This window comes from Shewanella sp. 10N.286.52.A9 (assembly GCF_041468985.1).
In the GTDB taxonomy this organism is placed as follows: Bacteria; Pseudomonadota; Gammaproteobacteria; order Enterobacterales; family Shewanellaceae; genus Shewanella; species Shewanella japonica.
Window position 1 is genome coordinate 51,127 of the sequence record NZ_JBFRJQ010000031.1, and the last position, 27,000, is coordinate 78,126.

Here is a 27,000-nt window from a genome sequence, read left to right on the forward strand (position 1 = left end):
ATGAAAATGTTCAGCACCAGTAATTCGCCTATGGTTATTCGCTGGGGCTTTAGTTGCTTTCTTGCACTCATAAGTCATTTAGCTTTTGCCAATACGGATATCACAGTGGATCAAAGTTTAAGTGACATCACTAAAGGCAACATTGCAACTGCGATTGTGTTGTCGGATGCGGGCTTAGTGACCTTAGGGGTTGTCAATTTTGATCCCAGTAACATTGTGGATCTGGATAATATCGATACTGGGTCTAAAGAATCCATTCAACGCCGCAAGGAATTAAGTGTTTACTCAATCCCTTGGGAAAGCAATTGGCTTGAGCTATCACCTGATTGGCAAACGGCCAGCTTTGTGAAGTTATCATTTATTAATTCGAAACAATCTTTACAGCTCTCTGATCAAGCGAACATGACTGAAAAGCTCGATGAAAAGAGTTATCTATTATCTGCTGAGCAGCGCTGGCGGTATGAGTTATCTTCGAATTGGTGGTTGCAGCTTGGCCTAGGTGGTCATTATATTTGGTATCGAAATCATTTTGACTATAGCCCAGCACTTGAGGGACTGCGTCAAGACTTTGATGGTGAGGTATTTAATACTTCTTACGATGCCTGGATGGTAGATCCTACGCTTGAATTACATTATCAAGGTACGCTTTGGGAAAATAAGTGGCAGTTTATAAGCCGTGTTAATTACGCTTTTGGCAATATCGTCAATGCAGACTCACCTGAACAAACAGGTACTCCCCATGTTGGCCGTTTTAGTAATACATTTATTTATCATTACCCACTGCCTGAGCTGATGAGTTATCGCAATGAAATGCGCTTTTTATTTAAGCGAATAGACTTGACCGGTGATGCAGTCGATAGCATGGGAACCAATCATTATTATGAAACGGGTTTAGGTTGGCTCGTTGAAACGCCGTCTTTATCATCATGGTTAACCAACATTGGTATTGGTGTGACGGTGAATATTGATAGCGTGTTAAGTGGCGGCAGTGTGGTGTTGCTTTTTAATGAAGAGATTTAACCCACTAGAGTTATGTGCCAGATAATAAAAAACGACCTTTGGGTCGTTTTTTATTAGGCGTTAAGCGCGTATGGGTTACAACGCTGAATTTGCAGGCTTAGCAATCAATAGGTAAAGCCGAGAAATCGCTAATTTGTGCAAACTTAGCGGTTTTTTGATTGTCAAAACGCACCATTTGGCAAGTATGTAACCCTGCTGCGTCAGCGGCTTTTAACTCTTCAATCACATCAGAGATAAACAAGACTTGTTTAGGACTTAAGCTCACGGTATTAAGAATATTACAGTAAGCTTGTTTATCTAACTTGTTACCCGTACGGGTATCAAAATGACCGCTGAATTTAGGTGTTAAATCACCTGCATCGCTGTGACTGAATAGCATTTTTTGCGCTTCAGCTGAGCCAGAAGAGAAACTGTAAATACGGATGTTTGCCGCTTCAATTCGTGGAATCGCATCGATAAAATCCGGGTAGATATGACCAGTAAATTCACCACTAGCGTATCCCTGTTTCCAAATTAGCCCTTGAAGGGTCTTAAGTGGTGTCGCTTTACGGTCTTCATCAATCCACTGTGACAGGATTTCTGTAACACGTTCGATAGAGGCGTCTTGTTCTAAAGCAAGATCACGTACGTCACTAATACAGTATTCAACCAATGGGTTATGTTGATTCTTACTCAGAAAATCGCCCATGGCTTTTTTTGAATAAGGGAATAGTACATCGTGAATAAAATCTAGATCAGTCGTGGTGCCAGCTGTATCTACGATAATCGCTCTAATACCCATAGTGTCTACGTACTCCAATCCTTAAATGTGCTTGCTCAAGATCCTAAGCTTTATTAGGTCTGATGGCTAGTCAATTTGTAATAACAAAGTAGAGGAATACTCAAATCAATGATATTCCACTGTAATTTGCTGCCAATGTTGCTAACTTTAGGTATTATGAATAGATAAAAGCCAAGTTCACACTCAGCAAGCAAAAGGGGAGCCGCTATGATTTCAAAATGGGCAAAACGATTTTTTCAGATGGCTGAGCTTGTAGGATCATGGAGTAAAGATCCGTCAACTCAAGTGGGTGCGGTGATCACTAAGCATAATCGGATTGTTTCTGTCGGTTTTAATGGTTATCCCCATGGGATTTCTGACAGCGCTGAAACTGATGATCGTGATATGAAGTTACTCAAGACCTTGCACGCAGAAGAGAATGCGATTTTATTTGCTAAGCGTGATCTTGATGGCTGCGATATTTGGGTGACCCATTTCCCGTGTCCTAATTGTGCTGCAAAGATCATTCAAACAGGGATTACTGGGGTATATTGCCCAGAGCAAAGCCAAGATTTCTTATCTCGCTGGGGCGATAAAATTAAAATTAGCCAAGATATGTTTTTGCAAGCAGGTGTTAAAGTGAATTGGTTACCTGTTGATGCATTAAAAGACGAGTAATCAATTTGGCTTGTAGCGTTTTTAGATGATTAATGCCGACAAATGTCGGCATTTTATTAGGCTTTAAAGCAAGCTCAAGTGTTAATATCTATACTGATTAACAGCCGATATCGGCGCTAATCCCTCCCAATTTTGATTCAACAGCGTAAGCTTTACTGTTCGACATCCCAGGCAATATATTGAGTCCAGTTCTTGATTCAACTTGGTCTATCGTGACTTCTTTATTGCAGTAATAATCATTACGCCCACTATTTTGCTCCATGATAAATCCGCTTGCTTTGACGTATCCTGAATGACTAATCGTTGCGACAACTTTAAAGTACCCCGAAGGGATTCGATGGTTTTCGTCGGCTTGAGGCAGCGTACCAAAGTAATATTCATATAATGGACCAGTGACGACATAAACTTGCTTTCCACTTCGGGCTAAGTTGCGAACCGCTGTTTCCAGTCTGACCCATGGGCCTTGGTTTAAATTAGAACTTTGCGGAGTGATATTTGATAAATAATTTGTTTGGCTCCACGAACTGGTATTACTAAAGCTTGCTAGAGGCACTTGATGGCCTCTGTCAGTCTGTAATATTGCATGCGCATCTTTGTAATCACTGGCTTCTAGCGTATAAGCGCTAGCTATATTGGGGTCTGATTTCCAACTGCGTGAGCGACTTGGTCCATCAATACTGTTTGGGGTGACTTTATAAGCTACCCAGTCGGCAAATTTAGTCGTGCGGTTATTACTCATTGTATATATAGCACGATTAATCAGATCGTTATTTGATGCAGCACCACTGGGACAACCGTAGCGACTGCAATTATCAGCCGCGAATGCTGTATGACTAATCAGTAATGCACCAAGTAAGAAAAATATCCTCATTTTTAGTCCTTTTAAAATAGTAGATAAGTTGACGCTAATGTTCTGTGCAGATAGGTATGACAAAGGTGTGACGTTTTTAAGAAAGTGAGTGCTAGGGGTTAAGCTGTGAATTTATGAATCGTAAAGTAACCCGTTATTTTACGTGTCTATTTATGGTTAATGGTTAAGCAAAAAATGTATTAGCATCGACTTTTTCATTAGAAAAAAATCAGAAAATTATGACGATTTTATTACTTAGGTCGCATTAATTTTGATTATTTTTAAAACTGTGAACTACCTCCTTAGATATATCTTTTCAAAAAGTATTTACAAATGTATATATATGAATAGTTATATATATGGTTCATCATATGTGTTGTGTTCAAAGGGGATTGAGATGAGCAATAAAGTAGATACAGGTAGAAGAGCGTTATTAAAAACCTCGGTGGCAGGTGCTGCACTGTCTGGGATCGGATGTAGTAGTTCGAGTTCAATTGAACCTGTGATGAAGGGAATTGAGCATGAGTTACCAGCTGCTGATACAGTGACTGGTACAGGTCAGTGGGTCGGCACAACCTGCCAAGGCTGTACTTCTTGGTGTGCTAAACAAGTGTATGTAATGGATGGCAGAGCAGTAAAAATACGAGGAAATGTTAATTCAAAAGTACATGGTGAAGCGAGTTGCCCTAGACAGCATTTAAGTCTTCAACAAGTGTATGACCCAGATCGGGTAAAAACACCACTTATGCGAACCAACCCTAAAAAGGGTAAAGAGCATGATCCAATGTTTAAGCCTATTTCGTGGGATAAGGCATTAGATTTACTTGCAGATAAAATCCTTGCTCTAAGAGCCGCAGATGAATCTCATAAATACGCCTTACTTCGTGGACGCTATTCTCATATCAATGAACTGATGTATAAGCATCTTACTCAGATGATTGGTTCACCGAATAATATCTCTCACAGTTCAATTTGTGCAGAAGCCCATAAAATGGGGCCTTACTATCAAGATGGTAACTGGGGCTACAACCAGTACGATGTTGAAAATACCAAATTTATTCTTTCATTTGGTGCTGACCCCATTGCGAGTAACCGTCAAGTTTCATACTACTCAAAGACATGGGGCGCAGCATTAGATAGCGCTAAAGTTGTGGTCGTCGATCCTCGTTTGTCAGTATCAGCCAGTAAGGCACATAAGTGGATCCCAATTGAACCTGCCCAAGACAGTGTACTAGCCTTAGCCATTGCCCATGTTGCCTTGGTTGAAGGTCTGTGGCATAAGCCGTTTGTGGGGGATTTTGCTAATAAGCAAAACCAGTTTATTGCGGGTCAATACGTTGATGCTGCATTTAATGAGCTACATACTCATGGCGTGGTTGATTGGTGGAACATCAGCTTAAAAGATTACACTCCTGAGTGGGCAGAGTCTGTCACTAATATTCCTGCTGATACCATTATCAATATTGCGCGCGATATGGGTAAAGCGGCCCCCGCAGTACAAGTGTGGACATCTCGTGGTGCTGTTATGCACACCCGTGGTACTTACACTTCACTTGCTTGTCATGCATTAAATGGTTTATTTGGTGGTATTGATAATAAAGGCGGTTTATTCCCTGCTAATAAAATCAAGCTGAATAAGAGCTTCCCTGATTCGAAACCTTACCTTGATGCGGTGGCAAAAAAAGGGGTTAAGCACCCTAAAATTGACCAGCGTGGCACCTTAGCGTTTCCTGCGCTTAAAAAAGGTAAGCCAGGCGGTGGTGTTGTCACCAGCAATACGCCTAACGGCATGCTAAGTGCTGATCCGTATGACATTAAAGTCATGTTGGCATACTTCAACAACTTTAATTTCTCATCACCTGAAGGCCAGCGTTGGAATGAAGCATTAAGCCAACTCGACTTTATGGCTCATGTGACCACCAATATTTCAGAATTCAGTTGGTTTGCAGACATCATATTACCTGCTAACCATCATATGTTTGAAAAGTGGGGCGTATTGGATTCTATTGGTAATGGTGTCCATCAAGTATCGGTACAGCAACCGTCGATAGATCGTTTATGGAATACCAAAGACGATGAGTCAGAAATCCCTTATTTATTAGCAAAAAAACTGGCTGATAAAGGGTTTGATATGCCTTGGCGTTATATCAACGAGCAGTTACTGGACCCAGAAACGAAGCAGCCTGCAAAAACTGAAAAAGACTTTGGTGAGCTATTGGTGAAATACGTGACGTCACCATTATGGACTGACGGTGCTGCCAAATATGGTGACAACATGACGTCTTGGAAAGAATTCACCGATAAAGGCGTGTGGAATAGTCACCCTTATGAACTGAAAAGCCGCTGGGGTAAGTTTAAAACTGAAACCCATAAGTTTGAGTTTTACAGTAAAACCCTTGAGAAAGCCCTCAACAAGCATGCAAAAAATCATCACGTCAGTGTTGATGACGTAATGAAAGCGTGTGACTACCATGCCAGAGGAAAAGAGGTATTTGTACCGCATTACGAAGATCCTTATCGCTTTGGTGACGAGAAACAATATCCATTACTGCTAGTGGATCAAAAATCTCGTTTAAGCAAAGAAGGCCGCTCAGCTAATACATCATGGTTCCATGAATTTAAAGATGTCGATCCTGGGGATATTGCCAACGAGGACACGGCAAAGATTAACCCGATAGATGGTGAAAAGCTCGGCCTTAAAACCGGTGATGCGATTGTGGTTACCAGCCCTGTAGGTGAACTGACATGTACCGTCGCGCTTTGGGAAGGAGTGAGACCTGGCACTGTGGCTAAATGTTTTGGTCAAGGGCATTGGGCTTATGGCCGCCATGCGAGCAAAACATTTGGTAAAGAAGCGAGAGGTGGTTCAAACAACGACATCATCGCAGATAGATATGACAGATTAAGTGGGGCATCTGCTTTCTATGGTCATATTCGCATTAACGTAAAAAAAGCCTGAGGTAAGAGATTATGAGACTCGGAATGGTAATTGACCTACAAAAATGCGTAGGTTGCGGTGGCTGTGATTTAGCCTGTAAAACCGAAAATAACACTGCTGATGGCGTCAAATGGTCGGATCATATTACTAAAACAGAAGGGCGCTTCCCTGATGTGAAGTACAGCTATATTCCAACTATGTGTAATCACTGTACTAATGCTGCCTGTGTTGAAGTGTGTCCAACAGGTGCAATGTATAAAGACAAGCGTGGATTAACGCTGCAAGATAATGATAAATGTATTGGTTGCAGGAAGTGTGAACGTGCTTGTCCATATGGCGTGATTAGCTATAACAAACAAGTACCGCACCGTGATTGGCAAGATGATGAAGCCTTGATCGCTGGAGCTACGGCATCACCACATGGGTTATTGAAGAAGGTGGATATTAACACCTTCCCGTATATGAATCCTGAGCGTGGTGATACCTATCCTGAAGTTCGCCCAAGAAGAACCACTGAAAAGTGTACCTTGTGTGATCATCGATTAGATAAGGGATTGAGCCCAGCTTGTGTGACGGCATGCCCATCAGGTGCAAGAGTATTTGGAGACTTTGACGATCCAGCCAGTGAGGTGGCACGTTTGATAAAAATGAACCCTTCACAACAATTGAATGTTGATGCTGGTACTAAACCGAATGTGTATTACATTCGCAGCTTTAATGTCAAAACCCTGTATTAACGTTACTGTAGAAAAAGAGATGCTAGGTTCGCCAGCCTCTCTTTTTCGTATTTTCTGTTATTTATTTTGTCGAACCACAACATAATATTTGAGGTCTATCTTCATTTTTACCGACTAAATTGAGTTTTGCTAGCGGGCCTGCAACCAGTGCTTTATTGCCATTATAGGTTTCTGATAATACTGTTTTTGCCCAAGATGGCAGCTGCGTATTGATAGAATAATAAATCCATTGTCCCTGTCGACGGTTTACCACAAGACCCGCTGTTTTTAGTAGAGCAAGATTACGGGATATTTTAGGCTGTATTTCATCTAGTGCTTCGGTAAATTCACACACACATAGCTCTTTTTCTGCAATTAAGAGCATCACAATGGATAGACGTATTGGGTCTGATAAAGATTTAAAAAGGCCAATGGGTGTTAGCTGAGAAGTCATGGTCTAAACAGGTTGAAAAATTTTGGTCACCTTATGAGTTTTAAGCCATTTAGTCAATTCAAAAATATTGAGCTGATGCGAGTTGTAGTGAGCCTATAGAGCGACTATAGACCAACTATAGCCCAATAAGAGGGAGTACTAATTCCCTCTTCAGATGTTGATATTAATGCAGGATTATTGATGAACTAGCACACCATTTTTGACGACATCTTTACACGGATTCACTCCATAGGCGTAGGCCAATTGAGCTGGTGTGGCAATATCCCAAAGACAGAAATCGGCCTGCATACCTTGTACAAGCATACCAACATTTTGTTCTATTCCTAACGCTTTAGCTGCGTTTACCGTTACTCCTTTTAATGCTTCTTCTGGAGTGAGTTTGAATAAAGTGCAAGCCATGTTCAACATCAATAAGGTGGAACAAATAGGCGATGAGCCAGGGTTAAAGTCGCTAGCAACCACAATCGGCACGTTATATTGACGTAATAGTTCAATCGGTGGCATTTTCGTTTCACGCAGAAAATAAAACGCTCCAGGTAGCAAGGTGGCGCAGGTGCCACTTTCTGCAAGTGCTTTAACGCCAGCTTCATCGAGGTATTCAATATGATCGACTGATTTTGCGCCCAACTTAGCGGCCATCGTCGAACCGCCCATATTAGACAGTTGCTCGGCATGAAGTTTTATTTCGAGGCCTGCCGTTTTTGCGGCAGTTAATACTCGCTCTGTTTGGTCAAGGTTGAAGGCAATGTTTTCACAAAAAACATCAGCAGCATCAGCAAGATTTTGTTCAATAACGGCAGGTAACATCTCGTTAATGACGAGATCCACATAGGCCTCATTATCATGTTTATATTCTGGTGGAATAGCATGAGCGCCAAGAAAAGTTGTTTTTACATCGACATGATGATTGCGCCCTAGTTCACGTGCAACCTTGAGTAATTTCACTTCAGTCTCGGTATTTAATCCGTAGCCTGATTTAATCTCAACTGTCGTCACCCCTTCTTTGGCTAGAGCATTGAGGCGTTGACGGCCGAGATCGAATAATTCAGCGTCTTCCGCTTCACGGCAAGCATTAACTGTTGAAATGATACCTCCTCCAGCACGAGCAATATCTTCATAGCTTGCGCCTTCAAGTCGCATTTCAAACTCGTTGGCACGGTTGCCTGCGAACACTAAATGAGTATGGGCATCAATAAGGCCAGGGGTTATCCATCCGCCACGACCACGATATACGGGCATATCAAATACATCAAAGTCAGGTAATTCTTTGCGCGGTCCAAGCCAAGCAATTTTGCCGTCTTTAACTGCAATAGCGGCATCAGTGATAGCGCCATAAGCTGCTGAATTATCTGGATCCATAGTAGCAATATTAACGTCAATCCAAACGTGGTCCCACGACATGGCAACTCCTGAGCGTAAAATTAATTATTCGATTAAGGCAAAACAATACTTGTTTTAACTTGTATATACAAGGTAAGGTTAACGCCGAGTTTTTAATCGTAACGTGGGTTAATTCACCAAAATAAGCAAGTTTTAGGCAGTTCTACTCATGAAAACCCTATCGCTTGCCACTAATAACCCTCTAGCGCGTGCAACTACAACACATTTTACTCAAATGGATAAGACGATGGCTCTAGCAAAATTTGCACAAATTAAGCAGTACATTCTAGCTCGTATTGAAGCGGGCGAGTGGCGAGAAAATGATCGTGTGCCATCTGAAAATCAGTTAACCGAGTTAATGGGTTGCAGCCGAATGACAGCTCGCCGCGCGTTAACTGAGTTAGTTGAATCTGGTGTGTTAGAGCGCAGTCAAGGCTTAGGTACATTTGTTGCGGGGCTTAAATCGCAGTCTTCGCTATTAGCCATTCGCAATATTGCCGATGAGATTAAAGACAGGGGGCATGGCTACAGTGTTAAGCAACTTGAATTGGCACAAGTAAGTGCACCCAGTGCAGTGGCTATCTCGTTAGGGCTTGAAGAAGGCAGCCCAGTATTTTATTCAGTTTTGGTGCATTGCGAACAAGATAAACCTTTGCAAGTGGAAGAGCGTTATGTGAATCCGCAAATGATCCCCGATTATTTAAAACAAGATTTCAATCTGCTTACGCCTCACGAGTATTTATCTAAAGTCGCTCCCTTAACCGAAGCTCGTCATACCATTGAAGCCGTTATTGCCAATGAGCAAACCCAACAGCGTTTAGCCATTGAGCCTACAGAACCTTGCTTACAAATTTTACGTCGCACTTGGTCTCGAAAAGGGGTGGTGAGTTTTGCTCGATTAACTCACCCCGGCAGTCAATTCAGACTAGGTGGTCATTTAACGTTTAACCGATAGATTGTCATTTATAAAAACAAAAAAGTCAGGCTTTAGCACCTTTGAGTGTTAACAGTTGAAGATAATTGAAGGAAATATAATGAGTAATAGACACGACCCTAGCCGTAATATTATCGCACCTCACGGCACGACACTCGCCTGTAAAAGCTGGTTAACTGAAGCTGCAATGCGGATGTTAATGAATAACTTACACCCAGATGTTGCTGAGCGACCTGAAGACTTAGTGGTTTATGGCGGTATTGGCCGCGCAGCTCGTGATTGGCAATGCTATGACAAAATTATTGAAGTGCTTCAACGTCTTGAAGACGATGAAACCTTACTTGTTCAGTCTGGTAAACCTGTTGGCGTATTTAAAACCCATGATAATGCACCGAGAGTGATTATTGCCAACTCAAACTTAGTTCCACACTGGGCTAATTGGGAGCACTTCAACGAGCTGGATAAAAAAGGCTTGGCAATGTACGGCCAAATGACCGCAGGCTCGTGGATTTATATTGGTACTCAAGGGATTGTTCAAGGCACTTACGAGACCTTTGTCGCGATGGCAAAACAGCACTTTGAAGGCAATGCAGCAGGTAAGTGGATTTTAACGGGCGGCCTGGGTGGTATGGGCGGCGCACAACCCCTTGCTGGCACCATGGCGGGTTATTCAGTATTGGCATGTGAAGTCGATGAAACGCGTATTGATTTCCGTCTGCGCACTCGTTATGTGGATAAGAAAGCGACCTCATTAGATGAGGCTTTGGCCATGATTGATGAAGCTAATGCCATTGGTAAACCTGTTTCTGTCGGACTACTCGCTAATGCTGCTGACATTTTTGCGGAATTAGTTGAGCGCGGTGTGACGCCAGATGTGGTCACTGACCAAACATCTGCGCACGATCCATTAAATGGTTATTTGCCTCAAGGCTGGACGTTAGAGCACGCTGCTGAAATGCGTAAAACTGACGAATCTGCTGTAGTTAAAGCGGCTAAACAATCGATGGCTGTTCAAGTTAACGCGATGCTAGCGCTGCAAGCTGCAGGCGCGGCTACCACCGATTACGGTAATAATATTCGTCAGATGGCATTTGAAGAAGGCGTTGAAAATGCCTTTGATTTCCCAGGTTTTGTTCCTGCATATGTGCGTCCATTATTTTGTGAAGGGATTGGCCCTTTCCGTTGGGTCGCTTTATCTGGTGATCCTGAAGATATTTATAAAACCGATGCCAAGGTAAAAGAGTTAATTCCTGATAACCCGCATTTGCATAATTGGTTAGATATGGCCCGTGAGCGTATTGAGTTTCAAGGGTTACCGGCGCGAATTTGCTGGGTAGGGCTAAAAGACCGTGCACGTTTAGCCTTAGCATTTAACGAAATGGTGAAAAATGGTGAATTATCTGCGCCGATTGTGATTGGACGTGATCATCTTGACTCTGGCTCTGTTGCTAGTCCAAACCGTGAAACGGAATCGATGCTTGATGGCTCTGATGCTGTATCAGACTGGCCACTAATGAATGCTTTATTAAATACTGCTAGCGGCGCAACTTGGGTGTCGCTGCACCATGGAGGTGGCGTTGGTATGGGCTTTAGTCAACATTCTGGTGTGGTGATTGTGGCAGATGGCAGTGATGACGCTGCTGCGTGTTTAGGACGCGTGTTGTGGAATGACCCAGCAACAGGTGTTATGCGACATGCTGATGCTGGTTACGATATCGCCATTGATTGCGCGAAAGAGCAAGGTCTAGATTTACCAATGCAAGGAGTGAAGTAATGACGGTAAAACATAGATTATTACTGAACCCAGGTACGCTATCACTGGCTCAGTTACGTAAAATTAGCCGTGCTTCAGTGAACATCACCTTAGCAGATGAAGCGATTGCAGACATCAATACCAGTGCTGGGTTAGTGCAACAAGTCTTAGATGAAGGCCGCACGGTTTATGGTATTAATACGGGCTTTGGCTTATTAGCCAACACTAAAATCGCGCCAGAAGATTTGCAATTACTGCAGCGCTCTATCGTGCTTTCTCATGCTGCTGGTACTGGGCAATATATGCAAGATGCCACTGTGCGATTGATGATGGTATTGAAGATTAACTCTCTGAGCCGTGGTTTTTCAGGTATCCGATTAGAGGTGATTAACTTTCTTATTCAGTTGGTCAATGCGGGTGTTTATCCATGTATTCCTGAAAAAGGCTCAGTTGGTGCATCAGGTGACTTAGCCCCCTTGTCACATATGTGTCTGCCGTTACTTGGTGAAGGTGAAATGAGCTACCAAGGTCAAATCATCACGGCGACAGAAGGGCTTGAAATTGCTGGGCTTGAGCCAATTGAGCTCGCTGCTAAAGAAGGTTTAGCTTTATTAAATGGCACCCAAGCATCAACAGCATTGGCGCTTGAAGGGTTATTCCACGCTGAAGACCTCTTTGCTGCCAGTTCCGTTATTGGTGCAATGAGTGTCGAGGCTGCCATGGGCAGTCGCAGTCCATTTGATGCACGTATTCATGCTGCACGAGGCCAAAAAGGTCAAATTGACTCAGCAGCTATTTTCCGTCATTTGCTAGGTGATGAGTCTGAGATTAGCCAAAGCCATGTTGATTGCGAAAAAGTACAAGATCCCTATTCACTGCGCTGCCAGCCACAGGTATTAGGGGCATGCTTAACCCAAATACGTCATGCGGCTGAGGTGTTAGCGGTTGAATCTAATGGTGTGACTGACAACCCATTAGTATTCCAAGATACAGGCGATATTATCTCTGGTGGTAACTTCCATGCGGAGCCTGTTGCTATGGCGGCCGATAACCTTGCTATTGCCATCGCCGAACTGGGATCGATAGCTGAGCGTCGTATTGCGCTACTGATTGACTCTAGCTTGTCAAAACTACCGCCATTTTTGGTGGAAAATGGTGGGGTTAACTCTGGCTTTATGATTGCTCAAGTGACAGCTGCGGCGCTGGCATCAGAGAACAAAACTTATGCTCACCCAGCATCAGTAGACAGTCTGCCGACGTCTGCCAACCAAGAAGATCATGTTTCGATGGCTACATTTGCTGCTCGACGTTTGCGTGATATGTCTGAAAATACACGAGGTGTATTGGCGGTTGAATTACTTGCTGCGGCGCAAGGGCTTGATTTCCGCAAGCCATTACAGCCAAGTAAAGCTGTAGCGAGTGCGAAAGCGCAGTTACGAGAAGTTGTTGAGTATTATGATAAAGACCGTTTCTTTGCGCCTGATATCGATAATGCAACAGACTTGCTATACAGCGCGAGTTTTAACCGTTATCTGCCTGCGGGTTTATTGGCGAGCTTTTAAATGTCGATGATGTAGTGCGTTGACTAAGTGAGAGTGATAACAAAAAGGACCGCAAGGTCCTTTTTATTAGAGATTTTTATTAGAGATTTTTATTAGGGATTTTTATTGGGGAAATATTACATGGTGACACCAATGGATATGACCGCTGCTTCTGAGTTGGTATCGTAACCTGCACCAATCACAAAGCCATTCATAATGGTGTATCTGAGGCCGACTTCCGCTCCCCAGTCCTTTTGACGTTCACGCTCCCAAACAGGCTCAGCACCAACAATCAGTGGGACGATATTATCTGTGGTGTTTTCTTCGTAGATAAACGCCGTGGCGCCAGCATACACACTCAAATCTTGAGTTAAGCTATAGCTCAAACCAAAACGCCACATGTACTCTTTAGCATAGCCTTCGCCAGGTTCTGGAACATCAATATCGTACTCACTGCCCCATGCATAGCCGATATAGTATCCCCAATCCGCATAATCAGGGTCAAAGTGTTTGGCTGCAATAGTGACACCAAACATGTCACCACGAGTATCAATATAGTCGACTAATAGGGCAACAGAAGGCTTGAACTGTTGAGGTTCCTCTGTGCTTGCTTGGGCGTGTTGGCTATATGCGACTAAGCTAAAAGTGAATAGTAAAGTGAGCCAAATTTGTTTCATGTAAACCTCTACCTGATTAGATGGCGCTATTGTTAGTTGCTAGAGGCTGGAGGTCAATAATTGCGCGTATCTTTCACGACATTGTCGTTGATTTTGGGTTAATTGTTAGCGACTTGTTTCATGTCAGTGAGCGGTTTTATGTATCAGTGTCATATAATTGATTATCATTGCTCTTGCGAGAAATATGCTATGTTAGTCAGTGTTTTCAAGTGCTAAAGGAATCAATAGTGGATAACGAGTTACGTTCAGATATCGCCGCATGGTTATTAGAAGTTGGGGTAAATAGCCAGCCGTCAGATGGCCTCGCAACCTCAATTTTATTGTTTGCTAGTCTACTGATTGCAGCGATTGCTTATTACATTACTCGCAAGGTGTTTGTGAAAGCGGTCAATGCCATGATCCGTAAGTCAGCAGTGACTTGGGATGATATCTTTATGCGCTACGGCGTATTGGAGAAGTTAGCGCTATTGATCCCCATAATGGTATTAGATTTGTTGATACCCATTATTCTGACTCACCAAGACTTGCTTGGCACTATTATTGACCGAGCCATGAGTGTTCTCGTGGTTATTTTTGTTATCCGAGCTATTTATTCATGCCTTGATGCTGTGAATGAAATTGCCGATGTCAGACAGATTAGTCGCCGACTACCGGTTAAAAGTTTCGTGCAGCTTTTTAAACTGTTTCTCTTCTTTATTGGTTTTATCATTTCAATCTCTGTTATTGCGGATCAGTCGCCAATCTATTTCTTGAGTGGTTTAGGTGTTGCGACAGGTTTAGTGATGTTGGTATTTAGAGATACCATTTTAGGGTTTGTTGCAGGTATTCAGCTTGCAGCTAACCGCATGGTGAGTAAAGGTGACTGGATCCAAATGGATAAATACGGCGCCGACGGTGCTGTTGACGAGGTCTCTTTAAATACCGTGAAGGTGCGTAATTGGGATAACACGATCACGATGATCCCAGCTTATGCATTGGTGTCTGATGCGTTTAAAAATTGGCGTGGAATGTCAGAAAAGGGCGGGCGCCGAATCAAGCGCTCACTCAATATCGACGTTAATAGTATTCACTTTTTAACCGAAGAAGATATGACGCGGTTATCTAAGGTGAACTACTTAAAAGACTATTTCCCGAAAATGGTGTCTGAAATTAACCATGCGAATGAACAAGTGAGCGATATTGAAATGCCAGTGAATGGCAGACGATTAACCAATGTCGGGACTTTCCGTGCTTATTTAGATGCTTACCTTAAAAATAATAATAAACTTCATAAGGATATGACCTTAATGGTGCGCCAATTAGCGCCAACGACTCAAGGTTTACCGATTGAGCTGTATGTGTTTACCAATGATACTCGTTGGGCATTTTATGAGGGAATACAAGCGGATATATTTGATCATATTTTTGCTATTCTGCCAGAATTTGGCTTGAAAGCATTCCAAAATCCGACAGGTGAAGATATTCGCAGCATCAAGCCTGAAAGCGCTGCACATTAATCTCATTACGCATAAAGTCGAGCTTAACTAGCTCGACTTTTTTGTTTTTGCAGGTATGTATTCTGGAATAACTTTAGGGTGCTGACCTGAAATTCCTCGAAAAAAATCTAAAATTTGATTCATATCTGCGGTCATATCGCCACTGGTATTCATCGGTTGATTAATCACAATGGTTTTACGAGCAAAGTCCAGACCGACAGTAATTATCGGAACTTTAGCTTTTGCGGCAATATGATAAAAGCCAGTTTTCCAACGTGTGACAGGGCTTCGAGTCCCTTCAGGAGCTAATGCCAATTTATATTGTGGATCTGCTGCAAACAATGTCACAGCGGCATCAACCATATTGTTATTTTTCCTTCGGTCTACTGGACTGCCACCTAATAATTTAAAGAACCAGCCCCAAGGGGGTAAAAACAATTGATGTTTGCCTAGAAAGTGAATTTTAATACCTAAGGCGAAACGGGCAATAATACCAATGATGAAATCCCAATTACTGGTATGTGGGCCAACGACCATAATGAACTGCCCTTGATGTGGTGCGCTCCCTTCAAATTGCCAGTGATTTATTTTGAGAAGCCATAAACAAAATTTGCGAAACATGGGGTATTTTCCAGTTTATTGTTACTATTTACGTTAGAATCTAACGATAAGATAATGAAATATTTTATGATTAATTCTGCAGTGCTAGTGAATGATATTAGTTTGTCACTCATAGAAAGTCAGATAATGAACGTGCTTATTTGGCCGAGAATAATCATACAAAAGTACTAAGTTGGCATGCCTTAAATGGAATATCAACACTTAGTCATGACAAGGAGAGTGTGTGAAGCACCTTACAATTTTTTGCCTTAGTGTAATGGCATACTGTATGTCGCCGCTAGTGCTGGCTGTCGCGAATGACGCTAAGGTTAACGATGATACTCAAGTGACTGCAGCTAAATCTAACAATGATGTTGTTTTGGCGGAGCAAACCGAACAAGTGCTGAAAACGGTTCCGTTAAAGCCGGTGACAGATCAAGTTGTAGAAACGGGGGCAATTTCGCCTGTCGAAAGCGAAACTGCGCCTGATAAAGTAGCAACTGCAGCGCAAGATGATGCTGTCAATGAACTCAAAAGCGAGGCAGAAAAGCAACCTGACATCTATACGCCGACAACCCCCGTCGCAGCAGTGGATATTAACCCTGAAGATACTGCCTCGATTTCCCTTGATGAGGTAAATGCGAATAGTGCTATTCCGACCGATAGGATCCGTGCGGTTATTTCGAATCAAGAAAAAGCATGGAACAGTGGTGATATTGATGCCTATATGCAAGGTTATTGGAAAAGCGATAAGTTGCGATTTGTGTCTAATGGTAAATACAATTATGGCTGGGACTCGATATTAAGTAGCTACAAACGCAGTTATCCGACACAAGAACGTATGGGGAAATTGAGCTTTAATGTACGTGAAATCAAAATGCTCAGTAATTATGCCGCACTCGTAGTTGGTCGTTGGACACTTGAGCGTGCGAAAGATAAACCCAGTGGCGTATTCACCTTATTAATCGAACGTATTGATGATAAATGGGTCATTACCCATGATCATTCTTCAGACTGATCACATGTTATTTGCACCATTAAATAGCTCCCGCCTCTAGTGCACAGGAGCTATTTTTTTCACGACTTTAGTCAGAAGCGAAGTCTTCAGACTGATCGCATGTTATTTGCACCATTAAATAGCTCCCGTTTTTAATGTACAGGAGCTAATCTTTGTCACGGCTTTAGTCAGAAGGGTTATCTTCAGCTTAGAGGCTAATAGTGAATTGCTGTTGGCCTAAATTTCTTCCCTTGCCGTCATAACGCACTTCTGTCAATTCTATATTTCCTCGACAATCTTGAAGTACTACGCTGGTGGAACGAGTACCGTATTCAGGATGTTTGATGAAAATAGCCGACAGTAACCGCTCCCACTCAAGTCCAATGCCAGTATCGGGTAAATTGCTGTCTTGCGCTTGTGTTTGATCTCGCATTAGCTCAAGCATGTGGGGAATGTCGGGAGCGGCATGTTTTAGTACATGTTGTTCAAGTGCCATTTGTCCTTTAGCCATTTTTGGCCACACATCATCTAATGCGCCGTTACTGATGGCATGAAACCCTTTTTTGAGTTGCGTATTTTCTGCCGTGACGCTATTGAAGCACCACAAGTGTTTGTCGTATTGATAGACCAAATTAAAAGGGCTGTAGTTATCAGCATGTTGGGCAAGCCATTGCGGGTTGAAGGTATTGTCATCAGCGAGCGCTTTTAGTACTAATTCGCCTCGACTGCGCATTCCATCTTCACTGGTTTGAAGGCGAATATTAGTTAGCGCTGCAAAATTGCCTAATTGATTTACCCCAAGCCAGGTTCCACCTGCTTGAAGATCTTTACCTGCCAGAATTTGTGTTGTGGCATCTTGCGGCCAAAAGTGAGCAGGCTCGGTAGGTCGGTGATGGAACTCATCTCGATTGGCACATACGATAAGTGGCCATTTAGGATGCATGTCGACAGCGATGAATAGGATGCACATAGATTCGACTTTTTTAAGGATGATAATTCATCATAACCTAAAAGCCGTAGTGGACAAGTCTGGCTTATTTGAGGGGCAAGTGCACTATTAGGTTAATAGCGAGAGGCAATTGATTTGCAACAGACAAGCGCTCTCGATGATCTCGAGAGCGCAGCTGGTTGTTAGTGCTTATGCTCTTTGTGCTGGTGGCCAGTGTGTTGACTATCATCATGTTGATGACTGTGTGTATGGCTATGTGAATGGCCGTGCGCGTGGTCATGGTTATGAGCATTGAACTGAATCATTAAACGGCTGAGAAACTTCCTTGGGCCTAAACGTAACAAGCAAGCGCTAAAAATCAGCCCGACAATGATCACCGCAGCCACATTAACGGTATCGGGTAAGGTCAGCATTTGATGCCAATCAACCAAGTAATTATTGGCGAATAATAATGCTAAAGCGATAACAGAGGCTAGAGCGATACGCATTGTCCAACTCATCAGTTTAAGTTGACTGATACTCAGCACTGGCGCTGCAATTAAGGCAAAAGCCACAGCCACATTATGCCAACCACTATACGCAAGCGATAAAGCCAATACTGCAGCGCCTAGGTTACAAAAGCGCATAGGTAGGAATACAACAAGTAGTAAGAAAACTTGCAGTGCTGGGTGCTCAAGGTGTACTGATGGGTGACCAATTAAATTAGCCAATATCAGACTTAATGCAATCCAAGGTGCGCTTCTATCCACTAAATGAGCAAAACCAAAGCGCCAACTGGATTGCGGAAGATTTTCGTGTGGATCGGTTAACTCAACCTTGCCTAGACTGAGTAATGCGCCAATGATTAGTAACCCAATTGCTTGATATATCGCAAACCAAGGGCCCAATAACAGCAAAGTAATAATTAAAGCCTCTGGGCCAGCAAGACGTTGAAGCCAACGGCTAGAAAGGCGCTCATTTTGCGGTGTTAATCCGGCCTTAAAGCGCAGGCTAGCAATAAGGTAGCTTACTATCAAAATAGGCGAAATGGTCAGTATCCAATTTAAAAATTGCCCTGAGCCGTGACTATGGTGGCTATGAGCGTCGCCACCCGTATCCACTAGCAACAGTACTGCTAGTAAGGCTACGCCTAACAGGCTGCCAATGCCTGCTTGATATTGGTAACGTCCTTGACGATCATCATTTTGATTGCCATGTGGTTGATGTAATACAACATGTAAAATAGAACCTGTAACAAATGCTTGCAGATACACGGTATTTTCGATACTCAAATGTTGTAGCAGTTGTTCTCCGGCAAAATAGCCAACACCCGTTAATACCATCATTGCAGCAAGAACGACACTGGCCCATTGCGTGCCAACTTGCGGTTTCAATAACCACCAAATAGCGAGGCCCACAGGCAAACGATGCATGATGACGCCCAAGGCTAGCAATATGGAATTACCTTCCTGCTGGGCTAAAACCATCGCGCCGCCATCGGTAATGGTATGCAGCAAAAGGCCGGCAATACCTAATGTAAGCGTGACATTGTGGGTGATTTCAGAATAACGATGAAATAAGCGCTCACTGGCAGTTGGTCCCCATAAACCGAACACGACAAACAACAGGGTAATGATACCGCCATGTTCGAGGAGTTCAGGCAAAATGTGGATTAGCACTAATCCGCCTAACGAGACGAAAATAAATCCATCCAGACCTTTTTGTAAGCCACTTCCTGAAGAGAAATAACGATAAAAAAGCGGACCGAATAAAAGTGCGATACAGCTGGCAACTAGATAGAGCATGGAATCCAAAAGAATCTAAGAAACGGAAAAAACAATCAAGTATATCCTAGTATTTGGATTAACTTAATACTTGTGGTGCTTGATTATTCATCATCATCAGAATTTACACGGTAAAGCATAGCCAAAATCGTGAGTATATAAACAAATTTACTGCTCATACCTCCAAAATCGCAGTATTAAGTATACAATGGCGATTCTTTGTTAATTATTAATAGAATAAATGTAATGGACATATTTTCAGCCGCTGTGATGCTGTTTTTAATCATGGACCCGTTAGGGAATTTACCAATTTTTGCATCAATTTTGCGTCACATTGAGCCTAAAAAGCGTCGCCGTGTATTGATACGTGAGTTACTCATTGCTCTAGCGATTATGTTGTTGTTTTTATTTGCTGGTGAGGCGATTCTCAACTTCCTTAATTTACGCCAAGAATCCGTCAGTATTGCTGGTGGTATTATCTTATTTTTAATTGCGATTAAAATGATTTTTCCGCAGCCTGGTGGGGTTGTCGGTTTAGCAGCGGGTGAAGAACCTTTTATTGTGCCAATGGCGATTCCTTTGATGGCGGGGCCGTCAGTGCTAGCTGCTTTGATATTGCTTGCTCATAGTGACAGCTCACGAATGACAGATTGGACTATTGCATTAGTCGCTGCTTGGGGTGTGAGTGCGGTGATATTACTCTTCTATAAAGTCTTTACCCGTATTTTAGGTGAGAAAGGCCTGACAGCGGTAGAGCGTTTAATGGGAATGGTGCTAGTGATGATATCTGTACAAATGTTCTTAGATGGTGTGTCGAGCTACATGAAGAGCACTGCATAAACAGCAAATGATCTTGTTTTAGGATAACCACGCATTATTAGGCCGCAATAGCGGCCTTTTTTATTTTTACTGTTTGACGATAATAGGCTGTAATTTAACTTAATAATTAGTCTGTTACCTCAGCTGTCTACCTGTGTGGACATTGGCGTTGGAGCGGAGACAAAAAACCTTATCTGCCTGTTTGTAATCGCTGGGTAATAACTGTTAATGTTCAGTTAATCTACACTGTTATAAGTTGAATTATGAAACGGACTTTATTGGTACTTTTGAGCGCAAATTTGTTGGCTTGTAGTCATCAAGCAGCAATGCCTGAATCGGCCTCGCAACAACAGACTGCCCCTATACCAACAATACAATGCGGTGCAACGCCACCTCCATTAAATACTCAAGGGATTAGAAACAACTTGCTAAACCGAGGTGATATCACGCCTGAAATGACTGAGGCACAACAGCAAGCTGTTATTAATGAATATATTGCTAAACGCAATGATGCCTATAAAAAATGTCACAAAGGGAAGTCGTTATAATGGTTAGTTTTAAGTATTCTCTATTAGGTTTTACTCCGTTAGCACTGACTTTGTCATTAGCATTGAGTGCTTCTTCAATCGCTGCGCCTGTTAAATACACGTCACCTGCCGATGCCGGTGTTATCAATGAACCGCAAATTATTTACTGGCTAACCAAACGTGGTGAGTTAAGCCCTGATGCTACCGAGCTGCAAAAACAGCAAGCTGTTGCAGAGTTTACCCGTAAAGCACGGGCAAATAACTTAGCGGTTCCTTTAAATCAAACAAAACGAATTAATCAGGTTTTAGCGAATAAAAAACAGCAACAAAATGTCGCAGCAGTATCAACATTGGCCGATAGTGATGTTGAAAAAGCTGTGAATGTCTTGGCTGTTTTAGTTGATTTTCCGGACTTACCTTACAACGATAATCAATTAACCCCATCTGACACTGCAATGTATTACAGCGATTATGCTGTAGCGCATTATGAAGACATTTTATTTTCATCTAGCGGCTTTGCAGGACCAAACGGTGAAAACCTACAAACGGCTTATCAATACTTTGATCAAGCATCTGGCGGAACCTTCTCATTCAACGGAGAAGTTAAAGGCTGGGTAACCGCTGATAACAATGCTGCTTACTATGGCGGTAATGATGCTAATAATAATGACAATGATGTTGCAGTGCCTGAACTGGTGATGGAAGCTGTTACGAAAGCGGTTGCAGGTATGACGTCGGCGGAGCTTGCGCAATTTGATATTGAAGATCCTTATGATTTAAATAATAACGGCAATCTCGATGAAGCCGACGGCATGATCGATCACATCGTTATTTTTCATTCTAGCTTAGGTGAGGAAGTCGGTGGTGGCGTGCTAGGCACTGATGCTATTTGGTCGCATCGATTTTTTGTTGGCGCAAGTACATTTGGCTCCACGATTCCTGGCACATCAATGAAGGTCTATGGTTATACCGTGCAGCCTATCGACTCAGCCTCAGGGGTGATTACCCACGAGTTTGGCCATGATCTAGGTCTGCCAGACGAATATGATACAAGCTACGGCGGTGATGGCTCACCAGTAGGGAGCTGGTCGCTAATGGCTGGAGGTACTTGGGTAGGGCAAGCTGCTGGTGGGACATATATTCCAGGCACCAAACCGTCAGGTTTTAGCCCATATGCACGTTCATACCTGCAAGAGCGTTATAAGGGGAAGTGGGTCAATGAGCGCACTATTAATTGGGCAGATATTGGTGAAACAGGCTTAAGTGCTGATCTTGTCAGTGCGGTGAATGCCGAAGAAGTGAATCAATTATCGATTCCGCTACCAGTAAGTAACATTGCTTTTAAAGCGCCTTATGCTGGTGAATATCAATACTACTCAGGTAAAGGGCACATGATGACCAATACCATGACGATTGATCTTGATTTACCTGCGCAATCTCCCTTAATGCTGAGTTTTTATGCATTGTGGGATATTGAAGTTGATTATGATTATAGCCAGGTGCTGATTAACAATGTTGCAATCGCAGGTAATCATACAACTGCTAATAATCCGCTATATAACAACGTTAATCACTATATATCAGGGAAATCATCCGACATCAGTAGTGGAAGCGGCAGTGATGCGTGGGTTGAGCTGACATATGATTTATCTGCATATGCAGGTCAAAGCGTGGAACTGCAAATTAATTACATCACAGATCAAGCCGTAGGTGGCTTTGGGATGTTAGTCGACAATATTTCACTCACGGCTGAAGGTAGTGAGATCTTCAGTGATGACGCCGAAACCGTGTCATCGGTTAATGTAGATGGTTATGCTCGCATTGATGATACCGTCCCAGGCTTACCGCAGCGCTATATTGCACAGCTTCGCAATTATCAAGGCCTTGACGAAGGGTTAGAAAATATTGGGTATGAGCCAGGCGTATTGTTATGGCTAGAAAACAGCAATTACGAAGACAACAATGTCAGTGAGCATGCAGGTTATAGTTTAATCGGTGTTGTCGATGCTGACCAAAACTTGATCATGAATGGCAGTAGTGATGTGCAAGTGCGCGATGCAAGTTTTAGCCTGTATCCGCAAACGGCTTATGGTTCAGATAATCATTTAAGTAATCAAAGTCAGTTTGACGATAGTAACGACTTTAGTGCACCGCTTCAGCCGCAATCAGGCATGGTATTACAACAATTAGGCTTGAGTATGGATGTCACCGCTCAGTCGACCAGTAGCCAAACTGCGACTGTCGAGTTCAGCAGAAATATTGTTGTCTCAGATCCAGACGATCCAGAAATCACAGTGGATTTTGATGTTGTTGTGACTGATTTTGAGGCTGCTTTTTCCGCATCAGTGCAGGGAGGTGATGGTGACTACAGTTATGTTTGGGACTTTGGTGAAGCTGGTGCTAGCAGTGATTTAGCTAATCCTACACATATCTATAGTAGTTCTAACGGGTTTGTTGTGACGCTAACCGTGACAGACTCAACAGGTATCAGTGCCAGTTATAGTCGTATTGTTGAAGTGGTGATTGAGCTTACAGCTGATTTTTCTATTGCCATTGTAGGCAGTAATAATATGACCGTCAAAATGACCAATAATACAACTGGTGGCTTTGGTGCATTAGATTATTCATGGGACATGGGTGATGGCACGACATTAACGGGTGAAAACCCTGCTAATTACACTTATACAACTGAAGGTGAATATCAGATTATACTCACTGTTACTGATGAAAAGGGCAATGTAGAAAAAAGTGCCTGGACATTTTTCTTACCTGCAGTTGTTGAAGATGCACCCGATAATAGTGGTGAAAGTAGTGGAGGTAGCCTAGGCTGGTTATCACTGTTCATGCTGAGTTTATTGATGCGAAAAAGGCAGAGTCGTAGATAATAAACTGATGCAAAATAATAAAAGGCATGGTGTTTACCATGCCTTTTTTAGTTGTAAATAAAACGATTTATCAGTCCGTGCAAGCCATTGAAGGTGCTAATTCACTATTGATAATTTTTACTGCGGCAGGGAGAAATATTTCGCTCACAATGATTTGCTGATCTGCCAAAGTAAAGTAGCGACGGCGTCCCCATAATGGCTCCGATACAGCTTGAGATAAACTCGTCGCGAGTTGTGCTAGCTTACTACAGCTCTCGAATTCAGCCACTTCGATTTTGCCTGGCACAATATCATTACTCGAAAAAAGTAACTCACCAAGCGGCCTAGAGCCTAGACGTTTAAAGTTATGTTGCTGATGTTCTGTAAGGCTCTCTGGAATCAACGTGCGTGCAAATACCCAAGGTTTACCATCAAGGCAAAGTAGCACTTCTCTGACCCATACTCGGCTTTGATTAGGGCATTCACCTGCTAAAGGGTTCGTCAGATGTTCGCCTAACACCTTTACTTCAAAATCTTGGCAACAGCTTTTTAATTTTTGGGTTAAACTGCCAGTGGCAAGTAACCATTCTTTTAAAGCTGTTTTTGGCATAGAATGGAAGTTCTCAGGTGAAAACCATTGAATAGATTCACCGTATGGAAAGCTTAAGCTGGTTACTGTCATTCATTACTCGTTAAAATTTACAAAACGGGTGCAGTTTATCACGACAACGCTTATATCAATAATGGAGTTTGATTAACGATGGCAAAGTACGTATACGCAATTTTTCTTTCACTGATATTTTCAATGAATGTGCAAAGCGCAGATGAAAAAGCCTTAGAAAATTTTGCTTATTATGGTTTTGAACCTGATATTGTCACTAACTATATTTCTAATCGTAAGAAGTTAGGTTTTGTTAAAATCGGTGTCGAATTGATGGTGAAAGATCCTGACCATTTATTACTAATTGAACATCATGACCCTTTATTACGCTCAGCCATTGTTGAAGTGTTAGGTAATCAAGCCGAAGATAAAGTGAAGTCACTCACTGGTCGTGAAGACATTCGCCGTGAGTGCTATGAAACGGTTAACAGGCTTCTCGCAGAAGAAACGGGTAGTGAATTAGTAGTGAATTTACTGTTTACCAAGTATTTGTACGATTAAATAGAGCACTGAATCTGTGACAGCACCTAAGGCGCCTTCTAAAGGCGCAGCAAAGCATTCGAAAAACGCTAAACTTGATAACAAGCCAGTCAAGAGTCAACGCCGACAGACCAAATCGATCAATAAGCACAGCAAAAAGTCGCAGCAGAAGCTCACCACTGGGCGATTGCAACCTAAAGCATTACATCCTCGAAATAAACATTTGCAAGGTTATGATTTTAAATCACTTATTAAAAAGTGTCCCAAATTGTCCCACTTTGTTAAAACTAATCCTTATGGAAATTTATCAATAGACTTTGCAGATCCTGAAGCAGTAAAGAGTCTCAATGCCGCGATATTAAAGCTGGATTATGACATTGAACACTGGGATATTCCTGAAGGTTTTTTGTGTCCACCTGTGCCAGGTCGTGTTGATTATTTGCATTACATTGCGGATTTATTAAGTGTCAACGGCAAGGTGCCAAAAGGTGCCAAGGTGACAGCGTTAGATATTGGAACGGGTGCCAATGGTATTTATCCGTTATTAGGTATCCAGTCATATGGCTGGCAGTTTGTTGCCAGTGATATAGACCCTATCTCCATTAGTAATGTGGCTAAAATTGCTGAACAAAATAAGTCACTAACCTCAAAGTTATCATTACGTTTACAAGCTAACCCGAGTGCCATTTTTTCAGGCATTATCAATGCTGATGAACGGTTTGATCTGACTATGTGTAACCCGCCGTTTCATCGCTCACTTGAAGACGCGACTAAGGGCAGCATCAAGAAAAATGCTAACCTCGCAGCAAATCGCGCCAAGAGAATGAAATCGAACCTTCATCAAGGTAAAACTGGTGCAGAGTCATCTAAAACAGACCCTAAGCTGAACTTTGGCGGACAAAAAGCTGAGTTATGGTGCGAAGGCGGCGAGCAACAGTTTTTGGCTAATATGATTAAAGAAAGCCAACAATTTGGAACTCAATGTTTATGGTTTAGTTCGTTAATTTCTAAATCTGAAAACTTAAAACCGTGTTATGCCTTACTCGATAAATTGTCTGTAGATACGGTTAAAACCATTGAGATGCAGCAGGGAAACAAGATTACTCGCGTACTTGCATGGAGTTTTTTAACCGAAAAGCAGCGTGAGCAGTGGGCTAAATTTCGCGATATGAAGTGAGTTATTCAATCGATAACAAGCCCATTGCGAGCTTGTTATCAATAAGGGCCACTCTTTAACAGAGCTGGTTAATAGAAATGCTTAAAAGAGCTAGGCCAATAATAGTCAAATACAGGCCTATCTCATCACAGCGAATTACTTGGCTTTATTGGCATCAAATTCGATGTTTTCCGCGCCATGGTAGACCAAGAAATGACGACCTTTAGCACGTGCGATAATGGTAATACCCATTTTTTGTGCTAATTCGAGTCCCATCTGTGTAACCCCACTGCGAGAAAGCAGAACCGGAATCCCCATCTTAGCCACTTTGATCACCATTTCTGAAGTTAGACGGCCAGTGGTATAAAAAATCTTATCGTTGCCATTTTCACCTGCTAACCACATATCGCCAGCGAGTGTATCAACCGCATTATGACGGCCTACATCTTCGATAAATGATTGAATTTGATCATCTTGGCAAATACCGCAGCCATGAACAGCACCGGCATTTTTGTAAGTCTCGTTATAGGCGTTAATGTTTTTAAGTAAGCTATACAATACTGACTGTTTAAGCTGAGGTGTCGGCAAGTTAATATCATCAAGCCCTTGCATAAAGCCACCATAAACCGTGCCTTGACCACACCCCGATGTGACGGTTTTTTCTGATAGTTTTTCTTCTAAATCTGCTGTTTTTTCAGCGGTTAAAATAGCCGCGGAATTGACGTCCCAATCAACAATAATTGACTCTAACAAGCTGGCATCGCTCACAAAACCTTGGTTTTTTAAGTATCCCAATGCTAATGATTCAGGCTTAGCTCCCAGTGTCATTAAGGTCACAATGGGTTGCCAGTTGAGGTACACAGTTAAGGGTCTTTCACAGGCGACAAACTTATCAATACTTTCGCCCAGTTCATTGATTGCTTTTACTGGCAAAGTCAGTGGGACTTCGGCTTGGGTTTTAACAAGTTTAAGTGGGGCTTTTGCTGTGGCATTGGTTTGGGTCATTTA

24 protein-coding genes are annotated in these 27,000 nt (G+C 42.5%); 14 read left to right on the plus strand and 10 right to left on the minus strand.

Annotated elements, in window-relative coordinates; translation table 11 throughout:
• On the plus strand, positions 1 to 1,020 hold the full coding sequence (locus AB4128_RS18815) for a Solitary outer membrane autotransporter beta-barrel domain (RefSeq protein WP_372038616.1): 1,020 nt from the start codon (positions 1 to 3) through the stop codon (positions 1,018 to 1,020).
• 97 nt (positions 1,021 to 1,117) lie between these two features.
• Here the strand turns inward: AB4128_RS18815 and mtnC are convergent, their stop codons facing one another.
• Positions 1,118 to 1,801 (minus strand): acireductone synthase, encoded by a 684-nt coding sequence (gene mtnC / locus AB4128_RS18820; RefSeq protein ID WP_055024141.1) that lies wholly within the window; start codon positions 1,799 to 1,801, stop codon positions 1,118 to 1,120.
• 207 nt (positions 1,802 to 2,008) lie between these two features.
• On the opposite strand from mtnC, the gene AB4128_RS18825 reads away from it, so the two are divergent.
• On the plus strand, positions 2,009 to 2,458 hold the full coding sequence (locus tag AB4128_RS18825; RefSeq protein WP_055024142.1) for a dCMP deaminase family protein: 450 nt from the start codon (positions 2,009 to 2,011) through the stop codon (positions 2,456 to 2,458).
• A 97-nt stretch (positions 2,459 to 2,555) separates the two neighbouring features.
• Here the strand turns inward: AB4128_RS18825 and AB4128_RS18830 are convergent, their stop codons facing one another.
• The gene (locus AB4128_RS18830; RefSeq protein WP_055024143.1) at positions 2,556 to 3,329 is read right to left on the minus strand and encodes a DNA/RNA non-specific endonuclease; all 774 of its coding nucleotides are present in this window, start codon (positions 3,327 to 3,329) and stop codon (positions 2,556 to 2,558) included.
• A 376-nt stretch (positions 3,330 to 3,705) separates the two neighbouring features.
• Between AB4128_RS18830 and arrA the strand changes: the two genes are divergently transcribed.
• Entirely contained in the window at positions 3,706 to 6,267 is a 2,562-nt protein-coding gene (arrA, locus tag AB4128_RS18835) for an arsenate respiratory reductase molybdopterin-containing subunit ArrA (protein WP_372038617.1), read from the plus strand.
• An 11-nt stretch (positions 6,268 to 6,278) separates the two neighbouring features.
• Positions 6,279 to 6,983: an arsenate respiratory reductase iron-sulfur subunit ArrB gene (gene arrB / locus AB4128_RS18840; protein WP_372038618.1), complete on the plus strand. Its 705-nt coding sequence runs from the start codon at positions 6,279 to 6,281 to the stop codon at positions 6,981 to 6,983.
• Between the two features lie 61 nt (positions 6,984 to 7,044).
• Here the strand turns inward: arrB and AB4128_RS18845 are convergent, their stop codons facing one another.
• Positions 7,045 to 7,416, minus strand: coding sequence for a metalloregulator ArsR/SmtB family transcription factor (locus AB4128_RS18845; RefSeq protein ID WP_055024145.1), 372 nt, complete (start codon positions 7,414 to 7,416; stop codon positions 7,045 to 7,047).
• Positions 7,417 to 7,590: 174 nt separating this feature from the next.
• Entirely contained in the window at positions 7,591 to 8,817 is a 1,227-nt protein-coding gene (gene hutI, locus AB4128_RS18850) for an imidazolonepropionase (RefSeq protein WP_372038620.1), read from the minus strand.
• 226 nt (positions 8,818 to 9,043) lie between these two features.
• Between hutI and hutC the strand changes: the two genes are divergently transcribed.
• From hutC to hutH, 3 genes are all read left to right on the plus strand, one after another.
• On the plus strand, positions 9,044 to 9,751 hold the full coding sequence (gene hutC, locus AB4128_RS18855) for a histidine utilization repressor (protein ID WP_372038658.1): 708 nt from the start codon (positions 9,044 to 9,046) through the stop codon (positions 9,749 to 9,751).
• A gap of 79 nt (positions 9,752 to 9,830) precedes the next feature.
• Positions 9,831 to 11,504: a urocanate hydratase gene (gene hutU / locus AB4128_RS18860; RefSeq protein ID WP_372038621.1), complete on the plus strand. Its 1,674-nt coding sequence runs from the start codon at positions 9,831 to 9,833 to the stop codon at positions 11,502 to 11,504.
• The gene (gene hutH, locus AB4128_RS18865; protein WP_372038623.1) at positions 11,504 to 13,045 is read left to right on the plus strand and encodes a histidine ammonia-lyase; all 1,542 of its coding nucleotides are present in this window, start codon (positions 11,504 to 11,506) and stop codon (positions 13,043 to 13,045) included. The genes hutU and hutH overlap by 1 nt, the downstream gene beginning before the upstream one ends.
• Before the next feature lie 116 nt (positions 13,046 to 13,161).
• Here the strand turns inward: hutH and AB4128_RS18870 are convergent, their stop codons facing one another.
• Positions 13,162 to 13,701, minus strand: a complete 540-nt coding sequence (locus tag AB4128_RS18870) for a TonB-dependent receptor (protein ID WP_080917223.1) — start codon at positions 13,699 to 13,701, stop codon at positions 13,162 to 13,164.
• 227 nt (positions 13,702 to 13,928) lie between these two features.
• On the opposite strand from AB4128_RS18870, the gene AB4128_RS18875 reads away from it, so the two are divergent.
• Complete coding sequence (locus tag AB4128_RS18875; protein ID WP_080917221.1) at positions 13,929 to 15,197, plus strand: mechanosensitive ion channel family protein; 1,269 nt, start codon at positions 13,929 to 13,931, stop codon at positions 15,195 to 15,197.
• 27 nt (positions 15,198 to 15,224) lie between these two features.
• On the opposite strand, the gene AB4128_RS18880 is transcribed toward AB4128_RS18875, so the two are convergent.
• Positions 15,225 to 15,797, minus strand: coding sequence for a lysophospholipid acyltransferase family protein (locus AB4128_RS18880; RefSeq protein ID WP_372038624.1), 573 nt, complete (start codon positions 15,795 to 15,797; stop codon positions 15,225 to 15,227).
• A 574-nt stretch (positions 15,798 to 16,371) separates the two neighbouring features.
• Here AB4128_RS18880 and AB4128_RS18885 point away from each other — a divergent pair.
• A complete protein-coding gene (locus AB4128_RS18885; RefSeq protein ID WP_055024221.1) occupies positions 16,372 to 16,794 on the plus strand; it encodes an SgcJ/EcaC family oxidoreductase in 423 nt (140 codons plus the stop codon).
• A 187-nt stretch (positions 16,795 to 16,981) separates the two neighbouring features.
• Here AB4128_RS18885 and AB4128_RS18890 read toward each other — a convergent pair whose 3' ends face one another.
• Both AB4128_RS18890 and AB4128_RS18895 read right to left on the minus strand, forming a co-directional pair.
• Entirely contained in the window at positions 16,982 to 17,743 is a 762-nt protein-coding gene (locus tag AB4128_RS18890) for an NRDE family protein (RefSeq protein ID WP_080917218.1), read from the minus strand.
• A 161-nt stretch (positions 17,744 to 17,904) separates the two neighbouring features.
• Positions 17,905 to 19,506, minus strand: coding sequence for a metal transporter (locus tag AB4128_RS18895; RefSeq protein ID WP_372038625.1), 1,602 nt, complete (start codon positions 19,504 to 19,506; stop codon positions 17,905 to 17,907).
• A 225-nt stretch (positions 19,507 to 19,731) separates the two neighbouring features.
• Between AB4128_RS18895 and AB4128_RS18900 the strand changes: the two genes are divergently transcribed.
• The 3 genes from AB4128_RS18900 (at position 19,732) to AB4128_RS18910 (ending at position 23,716) form a co-directional block, all read left to right on the plus strand.
• Positions 19,732 to 20,325 (plus strand): YhgN family NAAT transporter, encoded by a 594-nt coding sequence (locus tag AB4128_RS18900; RefSeq protein ID WP_055024154.1) that lies wholly within the window; start codon positions 19,732 to 19,734, stop codon positions 20,323 to 20,325.
• Between the two features lie 242 nt (positions 20,326 to 20,567).
• On the plus strand, positions 20,568 to 20,852 hold the full coding sequence (locus AB4128_RS18905) for a hypothetical protein (protein ID WP_055024155.1): 285 nt from the start codon (positions 20,568 to 20,570) through the stop codon (positions 20,850 to 20,852).
• On the plus strand, positions 20,852 to 23,716 hold the full coding sequence (locus AB4128_RS18910) for an immune inhibitor A domain-containing protein (protein ID WP_372038626.1): 2,865 nt from the start codon (positions 20,852 to 20,854) through the stop codon (positions 23,714 to 23,716). The genes AB4128_RS18905 and AB4128_RS18910 overlap by 1 nt, the downstream gene beginning before the upstream one ends.
• Before the next feature lie 70 nt (positions 23,717 to 23,786).
• Here AB4128_RS18910 and AB4128_RS18915 read toward each other — a convergent pair whose 3' ends face one another.
• Positions 23,787 to 24,377 (minus strand): chorismate lyase, encoded by a 591-nt coding sequence (locus AB4128_RS18915; RefSeq protein WP_080917212.1) that lies wholly within the window; start codon positions 24,375 to 24,377, stop codon positions 23,787 to 23,789.
• A gap of 78 nt (positions 24,378 to 24,455) precedes the next feature.
• Between AB4128_RS18915 and AB4128_RS18920 the strand changes: the two genes are divergently transcribed.
• A complete protein-coding gene (locus tag AB4128_RS18920; RefSeq protein ID WP_055024158.1) occupies positions 24,456 to 24,857 on the plus strand; it encodes a flagellar basal body-associated protein FliL in 402 nt (133 codons plus the stop codon).
• A 16-nt stretch (positions 24,858 to 24,873) separates the two neighbouring features.
• Positions 24,874 to 26,013 (plus strand): 23S rRNA (adenine(1618)-N(6))-methyltransferase RlmF, encoded by a 1,140-nt coding sequence (rlmF, locus tag AB4128_RS18925; protein ID WP_372038627.1) that lies wholly within the window; start codon positions 24,874 to 24,876, stop codon positions 26,011 to 26,013.
• A gap of 135 nt (positions 26,014 to 26,148) precedes the next feature.
• Here rlmF and AB4128_RS18930 read toward each other — a convergent pair whose 3' ends face one another.
• A complete protein-coding gene (locus tag AB4128_RS18930; protein ID WP_372038628.1) occupies positions 26,149 to 26,997 on the minus strand; it encodes a formate dehydrogenase accessory sulfurtransferase FdhD in 849 nt (282 codons plus the stop codon).
• Positions 26,998 to 27,000 lie beyond the last annotated feature (3 nt).